We start from the raw sequence: 19,802 nt of genomic DNA on the forward strand, positions 1-19,802 counted from the left end.
CTTTAACGTGATTAGTCTGGTTTGGTCTAGCGATCGCTAAAATCGCTACAGCTATGGCAATTCCAAAGGGGCATGAGCGCACTCAGGAGGAGTGCACTCACAATCCACTCATCACGCAACTGATTTTCCTACCACTGATTTGACTTTTTGATTTTATGAGCAGTGCATCGCTAACCGTGACGGATTTACAACAATACCGTCAGCAGTTTCCCAGTTTGAGCAATAAGCTGTATTTCAACTATGGCGGGCAAGGACCCATGCCGCAAAGCGCGATCGCCGCAATTCATCACTCTCAGAACTACATTCAAACCGCTGGCCCTTTTTCGGGTGGGGTGAATGCCTGGGTGACACAGGAGGCAAACCAGACGCGAAGAGCGATCGCGGCCGAGTTAAATGCACCTGTAGAAGCGATCGCCCTCACCGAAGATGTGTCAGTAGGCTGCAACATTCCGCTGTGGGGAATCGATTGGCGAGCGGGCGACCACATCTTGCTTTCAGACTGTGAACATCCCGGCATTATTGCTGCTGCTCAGGAGATCGGTCGTCGCTTTGGCGTAGAGCTATCCACCTGTCCTCTCATGGCAACGCTTAATGCCGGCGATCCGGTAGCGATAATTTCAGAACACTTACGTCCGACTACGCGCCTAGTCATAGTTAGCCACATCCTCTGGAATACCGGACAAGTTTTGCCGCTAGCGGAAATCATTGCCGCTTGTCGAAATCACGTCACCAAAGCTGAGCCAGTGCGCGTGTTAGTTGATGCTGCTCAGTCTGTCGGCGTTTTGCCGCTTAACTTAACCGAATTAGGTGCAGATTTCTACGCCTTCACCGGACACAAATGGTGGTGCGGTCCAGCCGGAGTCGGTGGGCTATACGTTCGACCGGATGTACTAGAGTGCCTGAATCCTACGTTTATCGGCTGGCGTGGCATTACCAAAAACGCGACAGGACATCCCACAGGCTTGCTCTCGGATGCGCGAAAGTTTGAGGTAGCAACTTCCGATTTTGCCCTTTATGCCGGACTAAGGGAGGCGATCGCCATTCACCACCAGTGGGGCACTGCCACAGAACGATATCAGCGCATCTGCACCTTAAGCCGTTACCTCTGGCAGCGTTTGGGCGAATTTCCCCAAATTACTCGACTCAAAGCAACTCCTCCCGCATCCGGACTGGTTTCGTTTCAGGTCAACGGGATGACTCACAAGCAATTTGTCGATGCGCTAGAGCAGCAAAGCCTAATGCTCCGAACCATTCTCCACCCCGACTGCGCTCGCGTCTGCGTCCACTATTTCACCCTAGAATCAGAAATCGAGCGCTTGATTGAGGCGATCGCTGCTTTGATCAACAGCTAGAGTATGGACTTATGCAAGCTTCACCACTTTGTGTACAATAGAGGACTGTTGCTAAATTTCCTATTTCTCCTAAACCGCTATGGCTCGTAAATGTGAACTGACTGGTAAGCAGGCAAACAACGCCTATGCTGTTTCTCACTCTCATCGCCGCACCAAAAAGATCCAGGAAGCCAACTTACAAGAAAAGCGAGTTTGGTGGTCTGAGGGAAATCGCTGGATCAAGTTGCGCCTCTCCACCAGAGCCATTAAAACCCTCGAACACAAAGGGCTATCCGCAATGGCAAAAGAAATTGGGCTTGACTTAAACAAGTACTAAGGCGATTTCAGAGAAAGATTTTACTTTTGTGAAAGCGTAAAGGGTTTAGGGAGGCGAAGAGTGCATCGTCATGAGAGTACACTCCTCGCTTTTCGATAGCCCAGAGATCCAGAATGGATTCAAGTTCATCAAAAGATCAAAAAGTTTTGATAAAGAAGGGGATGGCTCAATGCTGTCCCTTTTTTGTTGAAATCCAACCCCATTGCCATTTTGACGTTAAAATTTTGCCCTTCCCTGATCGTTTTGTTAGAACAAGTGGGTACTATAGGCTTCATGCAGGTGTTATAGAATCTTTACAAAGATATGCTTTGCCCAGTGTAAAGTTGGGATCAATCAGGCTAGGTCATTTTGGATATCAGGGCAGTGGGTTCGTTTTTACCAAGTGCATCTACTTAGACTGAGACAGTAATTTCCGTCAGAAACGGTAAGTTACCGCAATGCGTCCAAACTTTAGAGCAGGTTTTAAACCTTATTGAGCTTAACTTGTGTCACTTCTACTGAAGCTTAAATCTGACAGAAGTTCGTAGTTTCACCGTTGATACAAAGTTGTCTGACTTGTTATGACAGTAGGCATCTCTATGAGCCATTTATGAATTTTGAGTAAATTCTCCTGAGCCCCAGCACTTTAGCTGTATTGTCTCAACCTCATTTTCTTAAAATTTTTAAGTGACGGCTTTTTTGATATCAATATTCAGTTTTTAATTCCGAAACTCTAGTACCCACAATTTTCAGGCATCCCATTGATCAGGAAGGCAGTTATGTCAATCCGCGCATTAATTAGGGCGATCCAGCATCTCCTCTCTCACACCAGCAGGCTGACTCAGCGCATCACTAAAAAGATCGTGACCGGCTTCCTGCGGAACTTGCTACTGGTTGGTAGACGACCCCGCATGTCTAGAGCAGGCTTTGTGTTGCCCACAACCGTGCTGCTGCTGCTAGTCGCTACACTGACCATCGGCTCCATCACCTATCGCACCTATACCCGTACAGCGCAGACAATTGGCGATCGCCAACAGCGCGTCATTTACAACGCTGCCACACCTGCCATCGATAGAGCTAGAGCTAAGCTAGAGTTTCTCTTTGACCCCCAAAAAGACCCTCGCTTCCCGGGTGGTATTCCTGGTGAAGGTCGTCTGGCAGCTATGCTACTCAACAATGGCAGCAATGGTGTTCAGGCTTTGCCAGGGCAAGATGTCTACACATTGCCGGACGAAACCCGTGTTGATATTAACGGAGCGGGCGGTGTTGATAATGCCTGGAGCTATCGAGTGGACACCGACGAAGATGGAGTTGATGATGCCACCGTTGCATACTCCATCCTGTTTCAAATTCCCGGGACTGGGCCGAATCCAGGTGATAACGAACAACCCTTGCTGACCGACTCTACGGATGCGGCTGTTAGAGAAAGAGCAAGGAAATTGCAGGTACGTCGAGGCCCGCTCAGCAGCGTTGACCAGTTGAACAATGCTTGCCGCCGTCAAGCTGCTAACACCCTACCTGAAGCCGGATGGATTCCCGATGGAATCAACACCTCAACGCTGCGTAAGAACTTCCAAATTGACGCGTTTGTTCTGCCTGATAGACCGACCGGCACAGTAACGACTCTGGAGTTTTACCAGGATCGCGAAGTTAAACGGGGCAACAAGTGGGGAGCTTGGTTCCGTAATGACCTGGAAATCTTTCCAGGTGCAGTTTTCAACTGGAACGGAGCTATGCACACGGAAGGTAGCTTGATTGTGGGCAAGCCTCAAGGTGCCTTGTATAACAGCTATTTGATTAGCTCTCAGTATTCTTGCCTCAACACTACAAAGGACGCTTCAGAGGTGTCCGTTGCCGAGATCGAAGCTGTTCCGGCTCAAGGTATTACCCCTTTCATAGGACAGATTATCAGCGGTAGAACAGGAACAAATGAATTTGAGGACGGAAGCCGTTTCCATCTGTTTAATGGAGCCGGGGCGCAACCAACCTTTGACCCTAATAACAACGATACTAAGCTGCTTGTCGGTACTGACTCTATTGGCAACAACAGCGGTGCAGGCGGCCCAGCAGATCGTGCTCTTGACCCGGTTGCTCTTTTGACCAGAGGGGTTTCTGAAGCCCGTAACGGTAACTCGGTAGCACCTCAGGACACACGCTGGGAAAACACTCAGTTTTTCCAGAAAGGGCGCATCTTGAATAAGACTGAACAAGCACCCTACCTGGATGACTCCTTCCGGGCAGACAACCGCTACGGACCTAAGCCTCGCTATGACAACAAGAAGCTGCCTGATGGAATAAGTATTGGTGCTCCAATCACGGGGAACCTTATGGCGGGCAACCCAAGCCAGCTTCCAGATACCAGGTTGACTACCGACGTTCCGGCAGTTTCCACAGATGCTACTTCTGTAGGTCTGGATGGCTACTGGGAAAGACGCGCCCGTGCAGAAGGTTTGCGCCTAATTGTGGGTCAAAGGTTGGAGTTAGGAAACCCATATCCTGGAATTCTCGGTGGATATGACCCCACTAGTGAGACATCCGTAAACCGTGACCAATTGCCGGTTCGCGAACCGCTCCGCCCTTGGAAGACTTGTTCTCCCAACGTTGATGGCAACACTCGCTGTAACGAGGCGAGGCAAAGACGGACGCTAATTGATAACCTTGCCGCAGTTCAGGCAACTGCTGTTTACCATTACGCAAACCCTTCCACTGCGGGAGGCCCTGATTTCCCACTGGCTTGCTTGGCAACGACGGCCCACCCTGGTACCTCAGTGACGCTAGACCGCAGCACAACCTTCGAAGATCTTGCCCTTGCAGCTAAAGAGGATAGGAGACTTGACGCTTCTCTGCTCACAGTCACCGATTTCTTCTCAGGACGAGGCACAAACGGTTGGGAATATGAACCTCCTGCTGCGGCTGGATTTCCCTCGGCTGAAATGACAAAAGCCCTGAAGAATTTAGCGTATTTCGCCGGAGACCCCAAGGGAGGCGCTCCTTCGTTTCCCCCTGTCCAGGACACTGACGTACACCCATATCCCAGTATGGCAATGTGGGGCGACTTTTCGGTTCTGAGGCGAATTCTAGATAGCAGAACGCCTTATGACCAGCTCAGCCCTGCCGATAAAACAACAATGCACACGGCTGCTTGTGCATTGGGTATGTTGGCATACAACATGAATTACCTATCTGGGTACGACTACGCCACCCCCAATCCCAACTTAAACGCACTGGCAACTAAGCTCGGACAACTCTCGCGTGGAAATGGCACCGGTGGTATTGTGGTCACTCAACCTTCTCCAGAAGCTTACATTGACGGTCTGAGAAAATGGCGTGATGCCAGAGGTCCGAATGATGCCGAGCGTTCCATCTTTGACAAAATAATTCCTTTAGCAGAGTTAGTCGTTCAGAAGGAGCAGGTCGAGCGCGATCGCAGGCATGGATTTAGAGTTGCTCCAAGCCCAAATTGTGCAACAAGGTTCACGAATGTTAACGGAGGGCAAATAGAGAATCTATCTTTTCTATGTTCGTCTCAGCCCAAATTTCCTATCCTCTTCTCACTTTTTCCTGGCGATACCAGCGGAGATAATGTCATCAATGCTGCGGACAATCATGGGGATATAAATCAAAACCAACCAACCCGAGATGCTGAAGACCGTAGATTTGCCTACAGCTACATTACTTCAGTGAACCCTGCAAGTCCAATCTACGAAGTCGTAGATCTAACGGCAATTCAGTTACGTCCTAGGCAAATCGCTAGCTGGGTAACACCGACTGAGACTGTAACCCCAAACCTTACCACTGCAAGCAATAACCGAGATACTTTGATTAAAGTGTGTGTTACTGAAACTTGCTACAGGAATGCAAGTGTTGGCAGCTTAGTTAGGGTTGCGTTCAAAGACTCCGGTATGTTCAACGCCAGAGAAATGATGAGCGTTCGAGTGTTAGACGTCAATCTGGATCTACTACGCCGCATTCCTTACAGAGGAGATTATTGGTTGCCAGCATCCGGTGTCGTCTATGCATTTCGGGAAGATGCAGTTTCAGAAAACTCAATTGTTAGACCTTCATCAGGTGGCAGCACTATGCAGGGTACTGGAACTGCTGAAGCCAGGGATGCAAAAGATCCACCTCTTAGTACTTACAACATCAGCCCCAAACCCGTAGACTACTCCCCTGATCCGGATCGTAGACCCCATGGATTCCGTTTGCGTCGAGGTGCAGCGCTTTGGCGTGGAACTGCTCTCAGTCGCCCAGGCGATAATGGTCGAGGCTTGTCATTTATCAGCGATGATCCGGTCTACATTCAAGGCAACTTTAATCTGCATCAGAATGCAGCAGGTACTCCCTTAGAAGAATTCCAGGATCCATTGCCAGACGATTTTACTCCAGCCCAGTTCTACAACCGCAGAAACATCAATACAAACTTTGCGGCGCTCACTACTGACCAGTGGCGGCCCAGCGAGATTTTGGCAGACGGAGTAACGATTCTCTCCGACAACTTCTGCGACGGCAGCATTGAGGATGGCATAATCACAGCAGAGCTACCAAATCCAAGTGGAGCAAACCTTAGTACCCTCTTAGATGAGCAAAGAACTGGGGAAAACGGTTCAGTTTATGGTTGTCTAATCGATGCTGGGACAGCACCTCAGCAGAATGTTATTACCTCTTATCTGAACCAGAACCGTCCGAATAAAAATCCCCCAGCTGCCACAGTCAATCGAGTGCAAACTCGTTGGCTAAGAGTTAACCCTTATGATCAGGGTTCTCCAATTCTGATTAGTAGAAGTGGAAATCCCAGTAGGGCTAGTGCAAGCCTTCCAAGTATCGTTGAAAATGAATATGGCTATGCTCCCGCCGATGGTCAGAGTTACTATCCCTACCCTACTGACGCTACCGACGAACCATTAAATGTTGCTCGAGCTAATACAAGGGTTAACTCCATCATCATCAGTGGCATTCCCCCGTCTCGCGTGGGTCAATCTTATGGTGGGATGCATAATTTCCCCCGCCTATTGGAGAACTGGAGGGATAAGAAACTGTATATTGCTGGCTCCTTCCTTCAACTCAACTTCAGCAACTATGCTACTGGACCTTATGACCAGGATGCTTTTGAAGTCGGCTCTGCAACCCGCCCTGACAGTAACCCAGATGGTGAATTAGCCGATTACTACTATCCTCCTATTCGGGTCTGGGGTTATGATGTGGGGCTGCAATATGCGCCAGCAGGTCCAATAGCTCAACGCTTTGTCACCTTTGCCTCAATCCGCAGTGAGTTCTACGATGAGCCACCTGCAAACGACCCTTACATCTCTAACCTGTGCAGAGCAATTAACGCTGCCCGGTGCCCTGCCTGATTCCTGTTCTACCTAGATTCTATTAACGTTCTATGAGGAGGCATCTCGTGCCACAGTCTATCCCTCTCCTAAATAAGCCCTTAAAAAGTTTGGGTAGGGCCCTATCGCTGGCGGCTAATAGAGATGCTTCGCAGCTTCAAGGTCGTTCTCTCCAGCAGGTTAAATCTGAACAGGGTGTAACCCTGCTGGAGTGTCTAGTTGCAATTTCAGTGATTGCCATCTTAGGGGCAATGATTGGGCCACCCCTGGTATTTACCGCTGCATCACGACTACAAAATCAACGAGCAGAGCAGGCGTTCCAAATTGCTCAGGCAGAAGTCGATCGCCTTCGGGTTCTGGTTGCGCGAGGCGAACACATTCCAGCCAACCTACCTCCAGTAGTTGCTTCCCTTAACGGAGTTCCTGCCCCGACTGGAGTTTCAAACATAATGAAGTCCATCACAAATTGTCCGAATGCTTACACCGGTCAGCAAATTCCAGTCAACCGAATGCTGAGAGTTGATACCACTGGAGACTGTAAAGCCGATTTCCTGGTGCAGCTTTACCGAACCAACAATAATCCTGCAATTGCTGATCAGCGCAACCGACCCGTTGACTTCTCGGTTGGGGTTAGAGTCTATTCTGCCAAAGCTGAAAGCAACATCACTAGATTGTCAAACCGGCCAGCAAATTTGCGCTTTGCCGCAGGTCAAGGAGATATTGTTCGTGACGGTCCTGCTCCTGATAGAGGCAGGACTGGTCCCCTAGCCGTCTTTAACTCAGATTTAATCTGGACCGATCGCAGCGGCGCACTCTGCGACTACCGTCAAAACCCTCGCTGTTAGACTGTAACGTCCGTTTGCTTCTTTGCTAAGTTCTGCCGCATTTGAAATTCTCATTGAGTTAAACCAATGGCTGCACCATTCCTGAAACGAAAATTTGGTCGCTTGCTCCAGTCCAGGCAAAAGCGCAAAGCCAGTGGTTTCACCCTGATTGAACTGTTAGTTGTCATCCTAATTGCTGGCGGCATTATCTCCGGTTTGATGTACCTGGTGGTCGAGCTACTGGGTGTCGATCAGCGTGAGTCTTCCCGTACCGAAACTCAGCGGGAAATGCAGCTTGCGATGGACTACATGGCATCAGAACTGCGCGAGGCAGTCTACGTCTACAATGGCGAGTGCTTTGCTGGCCGCAGTGCAACTACCCCTCCGACTGATTGCCCTCGCCTGATTAACTATTTGCCTCAAGCTTTGGAGAATAACAACAACATTCCAGTGCTTGCTTTCTGGAAACAGCAGCCTATCCCAGAACCCGTTAAAGCCCGATGCGCTGCCAATGCGACCACTGCAATTAATAACGGTGACCCTTGCACATCTGCTTCTTCTTACGCCCTGATTGTTTATTACATTAACCGAGACAATCCAAACAATATCTGGAGTCGCAATGCTCGAATCAAGCGCTATGCTTTAACAGAATTTCAAGCTGATGGCACTCGCGTACAGGGGTATGTCAGGCCAGATGAAGTCAGCGTCAAGTTTGACACCTGGCCTTTTGGAAACAGTCCAACCACGAATCGGGTTGAAAATCTTCAAGCGACCCGTCCAACTGACACTTCAAACATCCTGGTGGACTTCCTGGACAATAGAGTAGGCATCAATGGTAACGCTGCCACCAGGACAGTCTGTCCAACAGGCGACTACAACATATCCCCTGCTGACACTGCATTTACCCAGCTTGGCGCTCCACAAATCCGGAGCTTTTACGCCTGTATAGACAATGGCGCAACATCGGGTAGAAATCGGGAGGTCATTCTTTACGTCCGAGGTAATGCTCAGGGACGACCCGGTATTCGTGGAGCTAACACATTCGTGCCCACCCTAGAAACCAGGGTGTTAGTTCGGGGTGTATTGGGTAGAAACCCCTAATGATAAAAAGCTTCAAGACTATAGCTGTTTTAATCTTTGAGCCTGGAGTGAAGCAATGATCAAGACAAAGCCTTCTGAGCGGTTGGCTTCGCAAAATAAGACCCGTGCAGGCAACATTGCAGGTTTTACCCTAATTGAAACCTTAATTGTGGTTGTGATTATCGGCTTGTTGGCAGCAATTGCTGCGCCAAGCTGGGTCACTTTTATGAATCGGCAGCGGGCAAATGCAGGCAGAGATCAGGTGCTTCAGGCGTTACGGACAGCTCAAACCAGTGCAAAACGGCTGCGGCAGCCTGTAGGAGTACAGTTCAACATCCCAGCTAACCCTCAAGCAGCACTCCCTACTTTAAGAATTAGAAATGATGTGCAAACCTTGGGTAATGGGTCATTAAAACCAGGTATGGCTACCTTGGACGTATTTGATCAGACCGGCAATAGATTAACTGGAATTGCTTTTGCTGAGGACGGCAGTGTGGCGGGTACTCCAACCTTTGATCCAAACGGAAACCTTACTGGTGTTAATCCAACCCTACCAGCCGTCCCGATTAGAGTCGTAGTTTCTGCTCCTGCGGGCAATAACCCTTCAAGACGCTGCGTTATTGTTCAAACACTTTTAGGTGCAACCCGATCAGCATCCGATCGCGGATGTGATAGACCTCCTGCATAAGAGGAGAAAAAATAGGTACTCTTTGCTTTTGCTTTTCCCATCCTACGCTTTCGTAGACTTTTTGCAGCATTAGGGTGCGTATACACCTGATGATGAACGCACCCTGCTCTTTGACGAAATGGAATTTGCAAAAGGGGAATTACTACTTCTCCTTTGTCGTTACCTTCAGGTCAACCCACTCTGAGAACGGTTCGCCATCAAAAGGTTGAACTCCAGTTTCAGGATAGTGATCATCTCTCGGACTAAAGATCCGGGAAACCCCTTCAGAAACGTACTGGATTGCATTAACCGCAAAGTCAAAAATTTTCATAGAATCGCCCTCAATGTGTGTCATTGACGTGTAATCGATAGGCGACATCAATGTATGCTTACACAGTGACCACTCGAAGCGAAATCCTGTTTCAACAGGTACGAACTTTTTACTGCGTGCCCCAGCTGCGTTGAAATATATCCGAAGCTATGTTTGAACCAATAGTCTACGTGGCACTTATTTGCTTACATTGATCTCGATACTTTTATCGTAGGGGATTGACCTGAGAGGCAATCAAAACTGCTGCGGAATCTTGATAAAAGGTATAATGTTCTTCATGTTAATTAGGACAAAGAAAGAGGGCGTGAGCTAAATCTACTTCCTCTTCTTTGTCCAAACCAAACTGGCGATCGCCCTATTTTTTCGGATTCAATACTTGTAGCCGTTGGGTTTGCTGTTGACGCGGTTGGGATGTAGCAGAGAAATGGTTTTTGCGAAACTGTCCATTCTTTTTGACGAAGGCCATATCAACCTAGCAGAACGCTCGTTGAAGGGGCGATTGTAGTTGCCAAGCAGGTTGAAGGCTCTCATGACAGCGGTTTTGAGAGAGCGTTTCATAAATTATTTGATCAAACTGCGAACCAGGTCAGCCAAACGCTCGGCACTGTCTGCGATCGCCAGTCCTCCCGCTGCGGCTGCCATCTGCTCAAGCTGATCGGGCGATCGCAACAAATTTAGCACCTTATTTTGCAGCTTTTCGACCGATAGGTCAGCCTGACGACAAACTTGAGCCGCCCCTGCCGCCGCAAAGATAGCAGCATTGTAAGACTGATGATCTTCCGCTGCATAGGGATAGGGAATCAGAATGGAGGGAGTTTTAGTGATTGCCAGTTCCGTTAGAGTGCCTGCTCCTGCTCGACTAATTGCCAGATTTGCTCGTTGCAGCAAACCCGCCATGTCGTCATAAAACGGCAGTGGCAAATATTGAGCGTGGCTTAAGCCGTTGGCTTCGGGATCATTTTCCCCAGTCAAATGCACGATCCAGGCTCCGGCAGCAAACCATTCGGGAGCACACTGACGCACTAAGCGATTTACTGCAACGGCACCTTGACTACCGCCAACTACCACAATCAGCGGCACATCGTCCGGAATATTCAAGCCAGTGGGCGAGGCATGGTCTAGTGCAGCTCGAAACTTAGAGCGAACTGGTGTACCCACACACACCGTCTGAGCACGGGGCAAATAGGGCATCGCCGCTTCAAATCCAAGCGCTACTCGACTGCACCAGGGACTCAGCCAGCGAGTCACCTTTCCGGGTAACGCATTAGATTCATGGAGAATGGTCGGCAAACCCAGCGTTCGAGCCGCTACAATCGCAGGCGCAGCAATATAGCCTCCCGTGGTTAGTACACCCTGAAACTGTCCTTGTTGAAGAAGTTGGCGCACCTGGAGAATCGAGCCTGTTAATTTACCAAAAATTCGCAGCGTCCCCAGACCAAATCTTTGCTGAAAGCCTTCGACAGCGATCGCATGAAGTGGATATTGCTTAGGAACCAGTTGCGTTTCCAAGCGATCGGGTACGCCTAACCATTCAATTTCGTAGTCGGGCAACTGCTCAGCCGTAGCGATCGCCGGAAATAAATGCCCCCCCGTACCGCTTGCCGCAATCAGGAGTCGGATCGGCTTTGTCACAAATCTACTTTCTCCCCCAGCATCTCAGGACAACTTAGAACTCGCAATTCAGAACTTAAAGCTTCTACTCACCGTCATCTTTAACTTCTAATTTTCGCGCATCTAACCCATTTCACTCAAATTCAGGTTAAAACTTCTGAAGTAGCGATTTGCAAAACGCTGCCTTCTCGAATTAACTATCCAAACTTATCATTTATGCCTCACGCTTCCACCAAACGCTCTACATTTGCTAAGCCTCAACCGATCCAGTCGCGATTGTTGAACTGGATTCAAGCTACAGGGCGAGCTTGGCTAGTGCCGTCAATTGTGGGATTGGCGATCGCCTGGGGAGGAGATATCAGTGCCCGAGCTGAAAGTCCAGCGACTGCGCCACCAGAACTGCGTGAAACTCTGACTCAGATTGATGCTGCTGCCAGTCAGGGCGACGTGGAAGCTGTAATGGAATTTTATAGTTCAGAGTTTACCCATGCAGACGGGCTAACTTATGAGACGATGCAGCAGGCTCTCACAGCTTTTTGGGAACGGTATCCCGACCTCACTTACCAAACTGCCTTAACCTCCTGGGAGCCGGACGGCGACGCAATCGTGGCAGAAACGGTTACCACCATCACTGGTACTCAAGAAGCCGAAGGCAGAACATTCAAGCTCGATTCAACCATTGCGTCACGCCAACGCTTCGTCGGACGGCAGATGGTTAGCCAGGAAATTCTCACGGAGCGCAGTCAGGTGACTTCTGGAGAAAATCCACCCACAGTGACCGTTAGCTTGCCCGAACAGGTGACGACCGAGCAGGAATATCCATTTGACGCAATTGTGACAGAGCCATTGGGCGATCGCGTTCTTCTAGGAACCGCACTGGAAGAGCCAGTTAGACCTGAAGGTTACCTTAACCCAATAACCCTCGACCTAACACTCCTACCTGCCGGAGGACTCTTTAAGGTGGGTCAGGCTCCTGCTACACCCGAAAGCCGTTGGGTTTCAGCCATCATTATTCGAGAAGACGGCATTACCGAAGTAACACAGCGCCTGCGAGTGGTAGGGCAATAGGCACATGGCTTCGATTCAAAACCAAATTGTCTTAATTACGGGTGCTAGCAGTGGGATTGGAGCCGCCTGTGCCAGAGCTTTTGCAGCAGCAGGGGCAAAGCTGATTTTGGCAGCACGGCGGCTCGACCGACTGAAAAGTCTGGCTGCTGATCTGACTGAAAAACATTCAGCTCAGGTTCATTTGGTGCAGCTTGATGTGAGCGATCGCACCCAGGTTGAATCTGCCCTCAACGCCCTCCCTAATTCCTGGCACACAGTTGACATACTGATCAACAACGCAGGCTTGAGCAGAGGCTTAGATAAACTGCACGAAGGCAGCATCGAGGACTGGGAGGAAATGATTGACACCAATGTCAAAGGTTTGCTCTATATCACTCGGTCAGTGGTGCCAGGAATGGTTGAGCGAGGACAAGGACATGTGATCAACATAGGCTCTATCGCGGGGCACCAAACCTACCCCAACGGCAACGTGTATTGCGCCACAAAAGCTGCCGTTAAAGCCCTGTCTGAAGGTTTGAAGATGGACTTGCTAGGCACACCCATTCGCGTTAGTGCAGTCGATCCGGGAATGGTCGAAACCGAGTTTAGTGAGGTGCGCTTTCACGGTGACACAGAACGAGCCAGCAAAGTTTATCAAGGGTTAACTCCACTTACCCCTGAAGATGTGGCAGACACCATTCTCTTTTGTGCAACTCGACCGGCGCATGTCAATATTAGCGAGGTCTTGCTTGTGCCAACGGAGCAAGCCAGTGCCACCCTATTTTACCGTCAGCAAAACCGCTAGATGTAAAAGCAAGTCTTTAGCTTCAGAATCTCAAACCAACACCACCTTGAAGCGAAGCAGCCGTGCCGCCACCATCACGATAGGCATCAAAGGCAATAATCGCATTACCAAAAATGACTAGGTCGCTATAGGGCAAGCTGTAGTCCACCCCAGGCTGAATCACAAAGCTAGTTTGGTTACCGAGTGGGGAAGCGTTTCCTTCACCACCATCTTGTAGTACCACGCCAGCGCCAATATAAGCATCCGTCTGCCAGTTTAGCGGAATATCATAGGAAACAGTGGGAACGAGCGCGGGCGTATCTCCAAAAACTAACGCCTGTGCCCGGAGTGAAATGGGCAGTTCTAGAAGGCGATAGCGCACGGCAATTACAGCGGCGGTGCTGCTATCTGAATCGTCTCCTGAGCTTAGACCAAAGGAAGGACCAACTCCGACATAGCTACCGTAAGCAGCTTGAGCTGAAGCAGTTGATGAGGTCATTGGAATGATACCAAGCGCACCAATCAACCCTCCGACTAAACCGCCAACCAGACTGTTAAGTGCGATCGCCCTCAAGCGATTTGTCCAATTCTTGTTGCTAAGAAACTGCATCCCAAACTCCTCACTAGCTACAGAATTTACTTTTATAAGACAGACCACCGAGTCAATCAGCACTAAGCTCTGTTTGAGGTTATTTTTTCCCTGCATTTCTTCCACAGAAAAAATAACCTTTTCAATTGGTAATAACAGCTCAATCAGTAGAACATAGCCCAATTATGAGCTAAAAGTCTACAAAATTCGCCTATTTTATAGGTTTAATATGAATATTTCTCACTTACAACTGCCGTATCAGACCTTTGGTATTTTTATACATTTTCATCTCCATTCCTGCCACATAATCAAATCATCTTTGCCATTTCTTTCCTCAGCTTTTTGCTATGGCTCCCCTTCTCCAAACCATTCGCTCAAAACTTTCTGAGCTAGGAAAACTTAACCCCAAGGCAGTCGAGATGGGGCGTTCTGTGCTGTTGCCCAGCCTGATCATGACAGCATTGCTGTTAGGGATGGGTCGGTTAGGCGTACTGCAAGGGATGAATTTAGCAGCTTATGATCATCTGATTCGTTTACGACCCGACCAGGGAGAAGACGATCGCCTTCTCATTGTGGGAATTACAGAAGCAGACATCCAGACCCGCCAAGAATGGCCCGTTTCAGATCAGACACTAGCTCAACTTTTGGAGAAACTAGAAGCACAGCAACCGCGTGCAATTGGGCTAGACATCATTCGAGATGTACCCATTCAGCCAGGTCGAGAAGCTCTTTTGAATCAAATGCAACAGAGCGATCGCCTGATTACTGTCTGTAAAGTCAGCGCTCCCAACGATCCGGGTTTCCCACCTCCGCCGGGAGTCGCACCAGAATTTGTTGGATTCTCAGATTTAGTGATTGATCCCGGCGGCATCTTGCGTCGCAGCCTACTCGTGATCGTGCCGCCGCTGCCAGAGAATGGTGTTCCTTTAGTCCCTCACCTGTGCAGTCAGCCAACAACTCTAGACAATCAGCCCAATACCTTGCTTTCGTTTGGCTTTCAGCTAGCACTGACTTACCTGGCAGAGGAAGGCATTCAGCCTGAATTGACTGAAGCCGATGAGTTAAAGCTAGGTTCCACCTTACTCTCTCGGCTTCAACCCACCACCGGGGGATACCAGAAAGCAGATGCTAGCGGCTACCAAATTTTGCTCGACTATCGCTCGGCTCACCGTGCAGCCCCACAAGTCAGCATCACCGATGTGTTGAGCGATCGAGTGAATTCAGAACTGATTCGCGATCGCATCGTTCTGATTGGCTACACCACACCTCAAGCCAAAGATGAGTTTTACACGCCCTACAGTGCAGGAGCCAGCGATAGCCAAAAAATGCCAGGGGTCGTCGTTCATGCCCAATCCGTCAGCCAAATTCTCAGTGCCGTGCTGGACGATCGCCCGCTGCTCTGGTCTTGGTCAAATGCCCAGGAAGGAATTTGGATTTTCGGCTGGGCATTAGTTGGCGGGGTTGTGGCTTGGTATGTGCGCCATCCGCTGAAGTTTGGAGGAGCGATCGCGATCGCAGGCGGGATCATCTACGGCATTTGCTTTTTGCTGTTTTTGCAGGGTGGTTGGATTCCGCTGGTGCCGGGGGCGATCGCCCTGGTTGTCACCTCAGCCACAGTCATTTTGGTTGATCGCTTTAATCACAGCACCTATGGGCAAACAGTCTACCGCCAGGTTAAGAGCTTCCTCAAACTCGATATTGAGATTGACCAGGCAAAGCTAGAAAAACAAGTCGCTGAAATTACCGAATCTGATTACTTTCAGGATTTACAGCAAAAAGCAAAGGCCCTACGATCTTCAGCCGGAACCCACAGCTCCACTGCTCCCGCAACGGAAGACTCCATTCCTACAACAGCTCACAGAGCTGTCCCTTCACCAGCCGAGCCAGTTGTTAAGTCAGGAGATGAGGACGAATTGGACTATTTCCAAAAGTTGAGACTGGACGCTAAACGACTACGCGACCAAAGACAAGGGCAAAGCGACGACAAGGAAGGTTCGTAGCCAAAAGCTTCACCAGTGCAGAACTCTATACTCCACCTGCAGCAGCTCAGTCAGCTCTGGTAGATGTAGGTTGGGGAAGCAAAGCGTAACCCAACAGCAGTAGACGCTGGAGCTTGTCAGCTCGTAAGCAATGAAAGAAGTTTAACTCTGTATGAATCACTAAAAATGAACAACCAAGATGACGATAATCTAACAGCGCTGGTTCAGCAGTATAAGTCAGTTGCATCTCCTCTACAGGCTTTTCTCAACGAGCTACACCTCAAGTACAAACCTCTGCGAGACGGCGCTGTTGCAAATTACATCCCAGAATTAGCGAAGGCAAGCCCCGACTGGTTTAGCATTTGCATCGTCACGGTTGATGGACAGATCTATAAGGTGGGAGATTATGACCAACTTTTTACAATCCAGTCCGCGTCAAAGCCGTTTGTACATGGCTTGACATTGGAAGATCATGGGCGTGACTACGTTTTAACGAAAGTTGGAGTGGAGCCAACAGGCGATGCATTCAACGCCATTGTTTTAGATGAGGCATCTAAACGTCCCTATAACCCAATGGTGAATGCAGGGGCGATCGCCACCGCTGGCTTAATTAAGGGTGCAGACCCCACCGAACGCTTAAACCGAATGCTCGATATGTTTCGGCGTTATTGTGGGCGAGAAGTTTTTATGGATATGTCGGTGTTTACCTCCGAACGGGCAACAGGACACCGCAATCGAGCGATCGCCTACCTGATGCTTAACTTTGGCATGATCGATGACCACATTGATGAGACGCTGGATCTCTATTTCAAGCAATGTTCAATTATGGTTAATTGCAGCGACATCGCAGTCATGGCTGCAACGCTAGCAAACTGTGGTGTGAACCCCATCACGGGCGACCGAGCGATCGAAGCTCAATACATCAAAGATGTACTCAGCGTCATGTACACCTGCGGGATGTACAACTATTCTGGCGAGTGGGCCTACCGCATTGGTTTACCTGCTAAAAGCGGCGTAGGTGGCGGCATCGTCGCGGTTGTTCCTGGAAAAATGGGAATTGGGGTCTTCTCGCCGTTACTAGATTCACGCGGTAACAGCATCCGAGGCGTTAAGGTTTGCGAAGACCTTTCCTTACATTACGGACTGCATTCCTTTGACCTACAGACCCCCAACTCCAAGCTGATTGAAGCGCTTGCTCGCCCAAACTCTAAACCTGCGTAAGCCAAACAACCTACCATCAATGACCCTTTACGGCGCGATCGTTCCGGTTAAGGGTGAACTAGCGCTGGCATAGGTTTTCACTGGGATTCGTCCTGCTAAGTAAGCAAGCCGTCCGGCTTCGGCAGCCATTCCCATTGCTCGACCCATCAAGGCTGGGTTTTGGGCTTGGGCGATCGCCGTATTAATCAACAGCGCATCAGCTCCCATTTCCATCGCCTGAGCCGCTTCACTCGGGGCACCAATTCCTGCATCTACCACCACTGGAATGTTGGCATTCTCAATGATGATTTGAATGTTTGCCTCATTTTTGATTCCCTGACCAGAACCAATGGGTGAACCCAATGGCATCACCGTGGCACAACCCACTGCCTCTAATCGTTGAGCCAACAGCGGATCGGCATTAATATAAGGCAGCACTGCAAACCCTTCTTTGACCAATTGTTCAGCCGCTTCTAACGTACCGATGGGGTCAGGCAATAAATACTTTGCATCGGGGATCACTTCCAGTTTGACAAAGTTGTTGTCTTTCTGACCCAACAGCTTTGCCATTTCTCGCCCCAATCGGGCGACCCGAATCGCCTCTTCCGCAGTTTTGCAACCTGCCGTGTTAGGCAGCATCCAGAGTTTTTTCCAATCTAGCGCTTCTGCCAGTCCTTCATGACCTGGAGCGTTGGTCTGCACCCGGCGCACTGCTACGGTTATGATTTCACACCCACTGGCGGCAATGCTTTGGCGCATTTCCTCAAAGTTTCGATATTTGCCTGTCCCGGTCATCAGGCGAGACCGAAAAGATCTTCCAGCAATTACCAGCGGTTGATCTAGGCTATTTGAAACTGGTTCAGTTGTGTCAATTTCGGGGCGATCGAGCGGAGTAGAATACTGCTTCAACATTGCGTTTGAGTGAACTGTGTTGGAATCAATGGAGTTTGAATTCAGCCTTCCATTTGAATCGGCTGAAGGCTGAGCGGAATTAGAAACAGGCTTGATTGACGGACTGGCGATCGCTTCAGTTGAAGTATGGAAGCGCTCCCAAGAAAAACTTTGCAACAAGGGAGTAGATTGCTGTTGCGAGAGAAAATCTGCAATCAAGAGCGCTGTGACTGGGGCTAACAAAATGCCGTTGCGGTGATGTCCTACAGCTAGCGTCAAATTTTGGCAAAGACCTGCTCCCAGAATAGGAGCTTCATCTGGCGTAGTCGGACGAAACCCCCACCAGCATTCTTCAATTGGAAACTCTTGCAGTACGGGATAGAGGCGAATTGCTGCTGCTAGCAGCTTTTGTAGCCCTGCTGCAGTATTGCCAGGAGTAAAACCAACCGATTCACTCGTTGCGCCAATTACAATTCGCCCATCTTGGCGCGGCACAATATACACCTCAGCACCAAACAAGACACGCTGTAAGGGTAGGTTGGCTTGGTCAGAGGGAATACGAACCGAGAGCATTTGCCCTTTTCGAGGCTGTACCGGAACAGGAAGCAAAGCTGAAGACCAGGCTCCGGTTGCCAAAACGTACTGCTCTGCCTGCCACTCACCGGCTGTTGTTCTCAGACTTATAACCTGTCCGTGCTGCTGCTGAACTGCTTCAACCGTTACCCCTTCTCGCAAGTCAACTCCCAAAGTTTGAGCAGCAGCTTTAAGGGCTTGAGCCAGGGCACGGTTATTTACCTGAGCATCTTCAGGAAACCAAAAGCCGCCAATGACTTCAGAACTGAGTCCAGGTTGAGCATGGTGAACTGCGGTTTGGTCGAGCCAAAGAGCAGGAGAGGAACTGGAGCAAATTTCTAAATTTCCAGGCTGTGGGCGTTCATACGAAGGGGCAAGAATGCCACAAGTCCAGTATCCGGTTGATAGTCCGCTGATCTCTTCAATTTTTTGAGCCCAGTTGGGGTAGAGCATCCGGCTTTTAAGACCCAGTTCGAGTAGAGCTGGATCGGCGATCGCCTCTGCTTGAGGAGCCAACATCCCCGCCGCCGCATGAGTCGCAGCCTCAGCAAAGTCGCGGCTTAAAACTGTAACATTAGCTCCTCGCAGCTTTAACTCGATAGCGATCGCCAAGCCAATTACGCCACCGCCAATAATTAAAATGTCAGATGCAGTATTCATGAAAGCTATAGGAAGCTGCGAATCAAGTTAAGCGACTTACCACCGTGCAGGGATAGGACGTGGACGTTGAGCCGTTCCTGCAGCAGGCGTAGGAGACGCAGCAGGAGTCGGAGATTGAGCAGTCGTCGTTCCAGTACCAGTTGCCGGAGCGTTGGCTGGAACCTGAGCGGGTGCGCTCGTTCCAGTTGTGCCACTAGCCCCCTGTTGAGGAACGGGTCGGCGTTCATTCGGAGAAGTTCCATTTTGAGTGGCAGTATTTGGAGCAGTAGTATTTGGAGCCGTTGCAGTATTCGGGGCAGTGGCACTATTTGGAGCCGTCGCAGTATTTGGAGCAGCACTATTCGGAGCTGCGTTGTTTTGCGGGGCACCGTTTGGAGCCGCAGTATTGTTTGGAGCCGCAGTATTGTTTGGAGAGGCGGTGTTAAAAGACTCAGATTGCTCTCCGTTGGCTTCTTCTTCGTCTGAACGCTGCCCAAACAGATTGGAGAGAGACGGTAAATTGTCGGTTGCCAAAGAACTAATCAGCAAAACAAGGGCAATTAGTATAACGAAAGAGCCAATAAGTCGAGCCACAGCCTCTACCTCCACA

The 19,802-nt window shown here is 49.7% G+C and carries 15 protein-coding genes; 10 read left to right on the forward strand and 5 right to left on the reverse strand.

The window, feature by feature from the left end; translation table 11 throughout:
- Positions 1-155 precede the first annotated feature (155 nt).
- The 6 genes from H6F88_RS08000 to H6F88_RS33895 all read left to right on the forward strand — a co-directional run bounded on the left by H6F88_RS08000 (position 156) and on the right by H6F88_RS33895 (position 9,569).
- Positions 156-1,352, forward strand: a complete 1,197-nt coding sequence (locus tag H6F88_RS08000) for an aminotransferase class V-fold PLP-dependent enzyme (protein WP_190642210.1) — start codon at positions 156-158, stop codon at positions 1,350-1,352.
- A gap of 79 nt (positions 1,353-1,431) precedes the next feature.
- Complete coding sequence (rpmB, locus tag H6F88_RS08005; protein ID WP_190642211.1) at positions 1,432-1,668, forward strand: 50S ribosomal protein L28; 237 nt, start codon at positions 1,432-1,434, stop codon at positions 1,666-1,668.
- A 758-nt stretch (positions 1,669-2,426) separates the two neighbouring features.
- A complete protein-coding gene (hpsA, locus tag H6F88_RS08010; protein ID WP_190642212.1) occupies positions 2,427-6,998 on the forward strand; it encodes a hormogonium polysaccharide biosynthesis protein HpsA in 4,572 nt (1,523 codons plus the stop codon).
- Between the two features lie 47 nt (positions 6,999-7,045).
- Entirely contained in the window at positions 7,046-7,822 is a 777-nt protein-coding gene (locus H6F88_RS08015) for a type II secretion system protein (protein WP_190642213.1), read from the forward strand.
- Between the two features lie 66 nt (positions 7,823-7,888).
- A complete protein-coding gene (locus H6F88_RS08020) occupies positions 7,889-8,902 on the forward strand; it encodes a type II secretion system protein (RefSeq protein WP_190642214.1) in 1,014 nt (337 codons plus the stop codon).
- 55 nt (positions 8,903-8,957) lie between these two features.
- Positions 8,958-9,569, forward strand: a complete 612-nt coding sequence (locus H6F88_RS33895) for a prepilin-type N-terminal cleavage/methylation domain-containing protein (protein WP_190642215.1) — start codon at positions 8,958-8,960, stop codon at positions 9,567-9,569.
- 142 nt (positions 9,570-9,711) lie between these two features.
- Here H6F88_RS33895 and H6F88_RS08030 read toward each other — a convergent pair whose 3' ends face one another.
- A complete protein-coding gene (locus H6F88_RS08030; protein WP_190642216.1) occupies positions 9,712-9,879 on the reverse strand; it encodes a hypothetical protein in 168 nt (55 codons plus the stop codon).
- A 561-nt stretch (positions 9,880-10,440) separates the two neighbouring features.
- Positions 10,441-11,511 carry an undecaprenyldiphospho-muramoylpentapeptide beta-N-acetylglucosaminyltransferase gene (gene murG, locus H6F88_RS08035; protein ID WP_347277676.1) on the reverse strand — a complete coding sequence of 357 codons (1,071 nt, stop codon included), beginning with the start codon at positions 11,509-11,511 and terminating at the stop codon, positions 10,441-10,443.
- A 195-nt stretch (positions 11,512-11,706) separates the two neighbouring features.
- Between murG and H6F88_RS08040 the strand changes: the two genes are divergently transcribed.
- Both H6F88_RS08040 and H6F88_RS08045 read left to right on the forward strand, forming a co-directional pair.
- Complete coding sequence (locus tag H6F88_RS08040) at positions 11,707-12,558, forward strand: nuclear transport factor 2 family protein (RefSeq protein WP_199333500.1); 852 nt, start codon at positions 11,707-11,709, stop codon at positions 12,556-12,558.
- A gap of 4 nt (positions 12,559-12,562) precedes the next feature.
- On the forward strand, positions 12,563-13,342 hold the full coding sequence (locus H6F88_RS08045; RefSeq protein ID WP_190642217.1) for an SDR family oxidoreductase: 780 nt from the start codon (positions 12,563-12,565) through the stop codon (positions 13,340-13,342).
- A gap of 22 nt (positions 13,343-13,364) precedes the next feature.
- Here the strand turns inward: H6F88_RS08045 and H6F88_RS08050 are convergent, their stop codons facing one another.
- Positions 13,365-13,820 carry a hypothetical protein gene (locus tag H6F88_RS08050; RefSeq protein ID WP_199313801.1) on the reverse strand — a complete coding sequence of 152 codons (456 nt, stop codon included), beginning with the start codon at positions 13,818-13,820 and terminating at the stop codon, positions 13,365-13,367.
- Positions 13,821-14,257: 437 nt separating this feature from the next.
- Between H6F88_RS08050 and H6F88_RS08055 the strand changes: the two genes are divergently transcribed.
- Together H6F88_RS08055 and glsA are read left to right on the forward strand one after the other, a co-directional pair.
- Positions 14,258-15,910 (forward strand): CHASE2 domain-containing protein, encoded by a 1,653-nt coding sequence (locus H6F88_RS08055; protein ID WP_190642218.1) that lies wholly within the window; start codon positions 14,258-14,260, stop codon positions 15,908-15,910.
- Positions 15,911-16,075: 165 nt separating this feature from the next.
- A complete protein-coding gene (glsA, locus tag H6F88_RS08060; protein WP_190642219.1) occupies positions 16,076-17,110 on the forward strand; it encodes a glutaminase A in 1,035 nt (344 codons plus the stop codon).
- Between the two features lie 27 nt (positions 17,111-17,137).
- Here glsA and thiO read toward each other — a convergent pair whose 3' ends face one another.
- Both thiO and H6F88_RS08070 read right to left on the reverse strand, forming a co-directional pair.
- Positions 17,138-19,213: a glycine oxidase ThiO gene (thiO, locus tag H6F88_RS34340; RefSeq protein WP_190642220.1), complete on the reverse strand. Its 2,076-nt coding sequence runs from the start codon at positions 19,211-19,213 to the stop codon at positions 17,138-17,140.
- 36 nt (positions 19,214-19,249) lie between these two features.
- Positions 19,250-19,786 (reverse strand): hypothetical protein, encoded by a 537-nt coding sequence (locus H6F88_RS08070; RefSeq protein WP_190642221.1) that lies wholly within the window; start codon positions 19,784-19,786, stop codon positions 19,250-19,252.
- Positions 19,787-19,802: the final 16 nt, after the last annotated feature.

Source organism: Oculatella sp. FACHB-28 (assembly GCF_014696015.1).
Taxonomy (GTDB): domain Bacteria; phylum Cyanobacteriota; class Cyanobacteriia; order Elainellales; family Elainellaceae; genus JAAUTN01.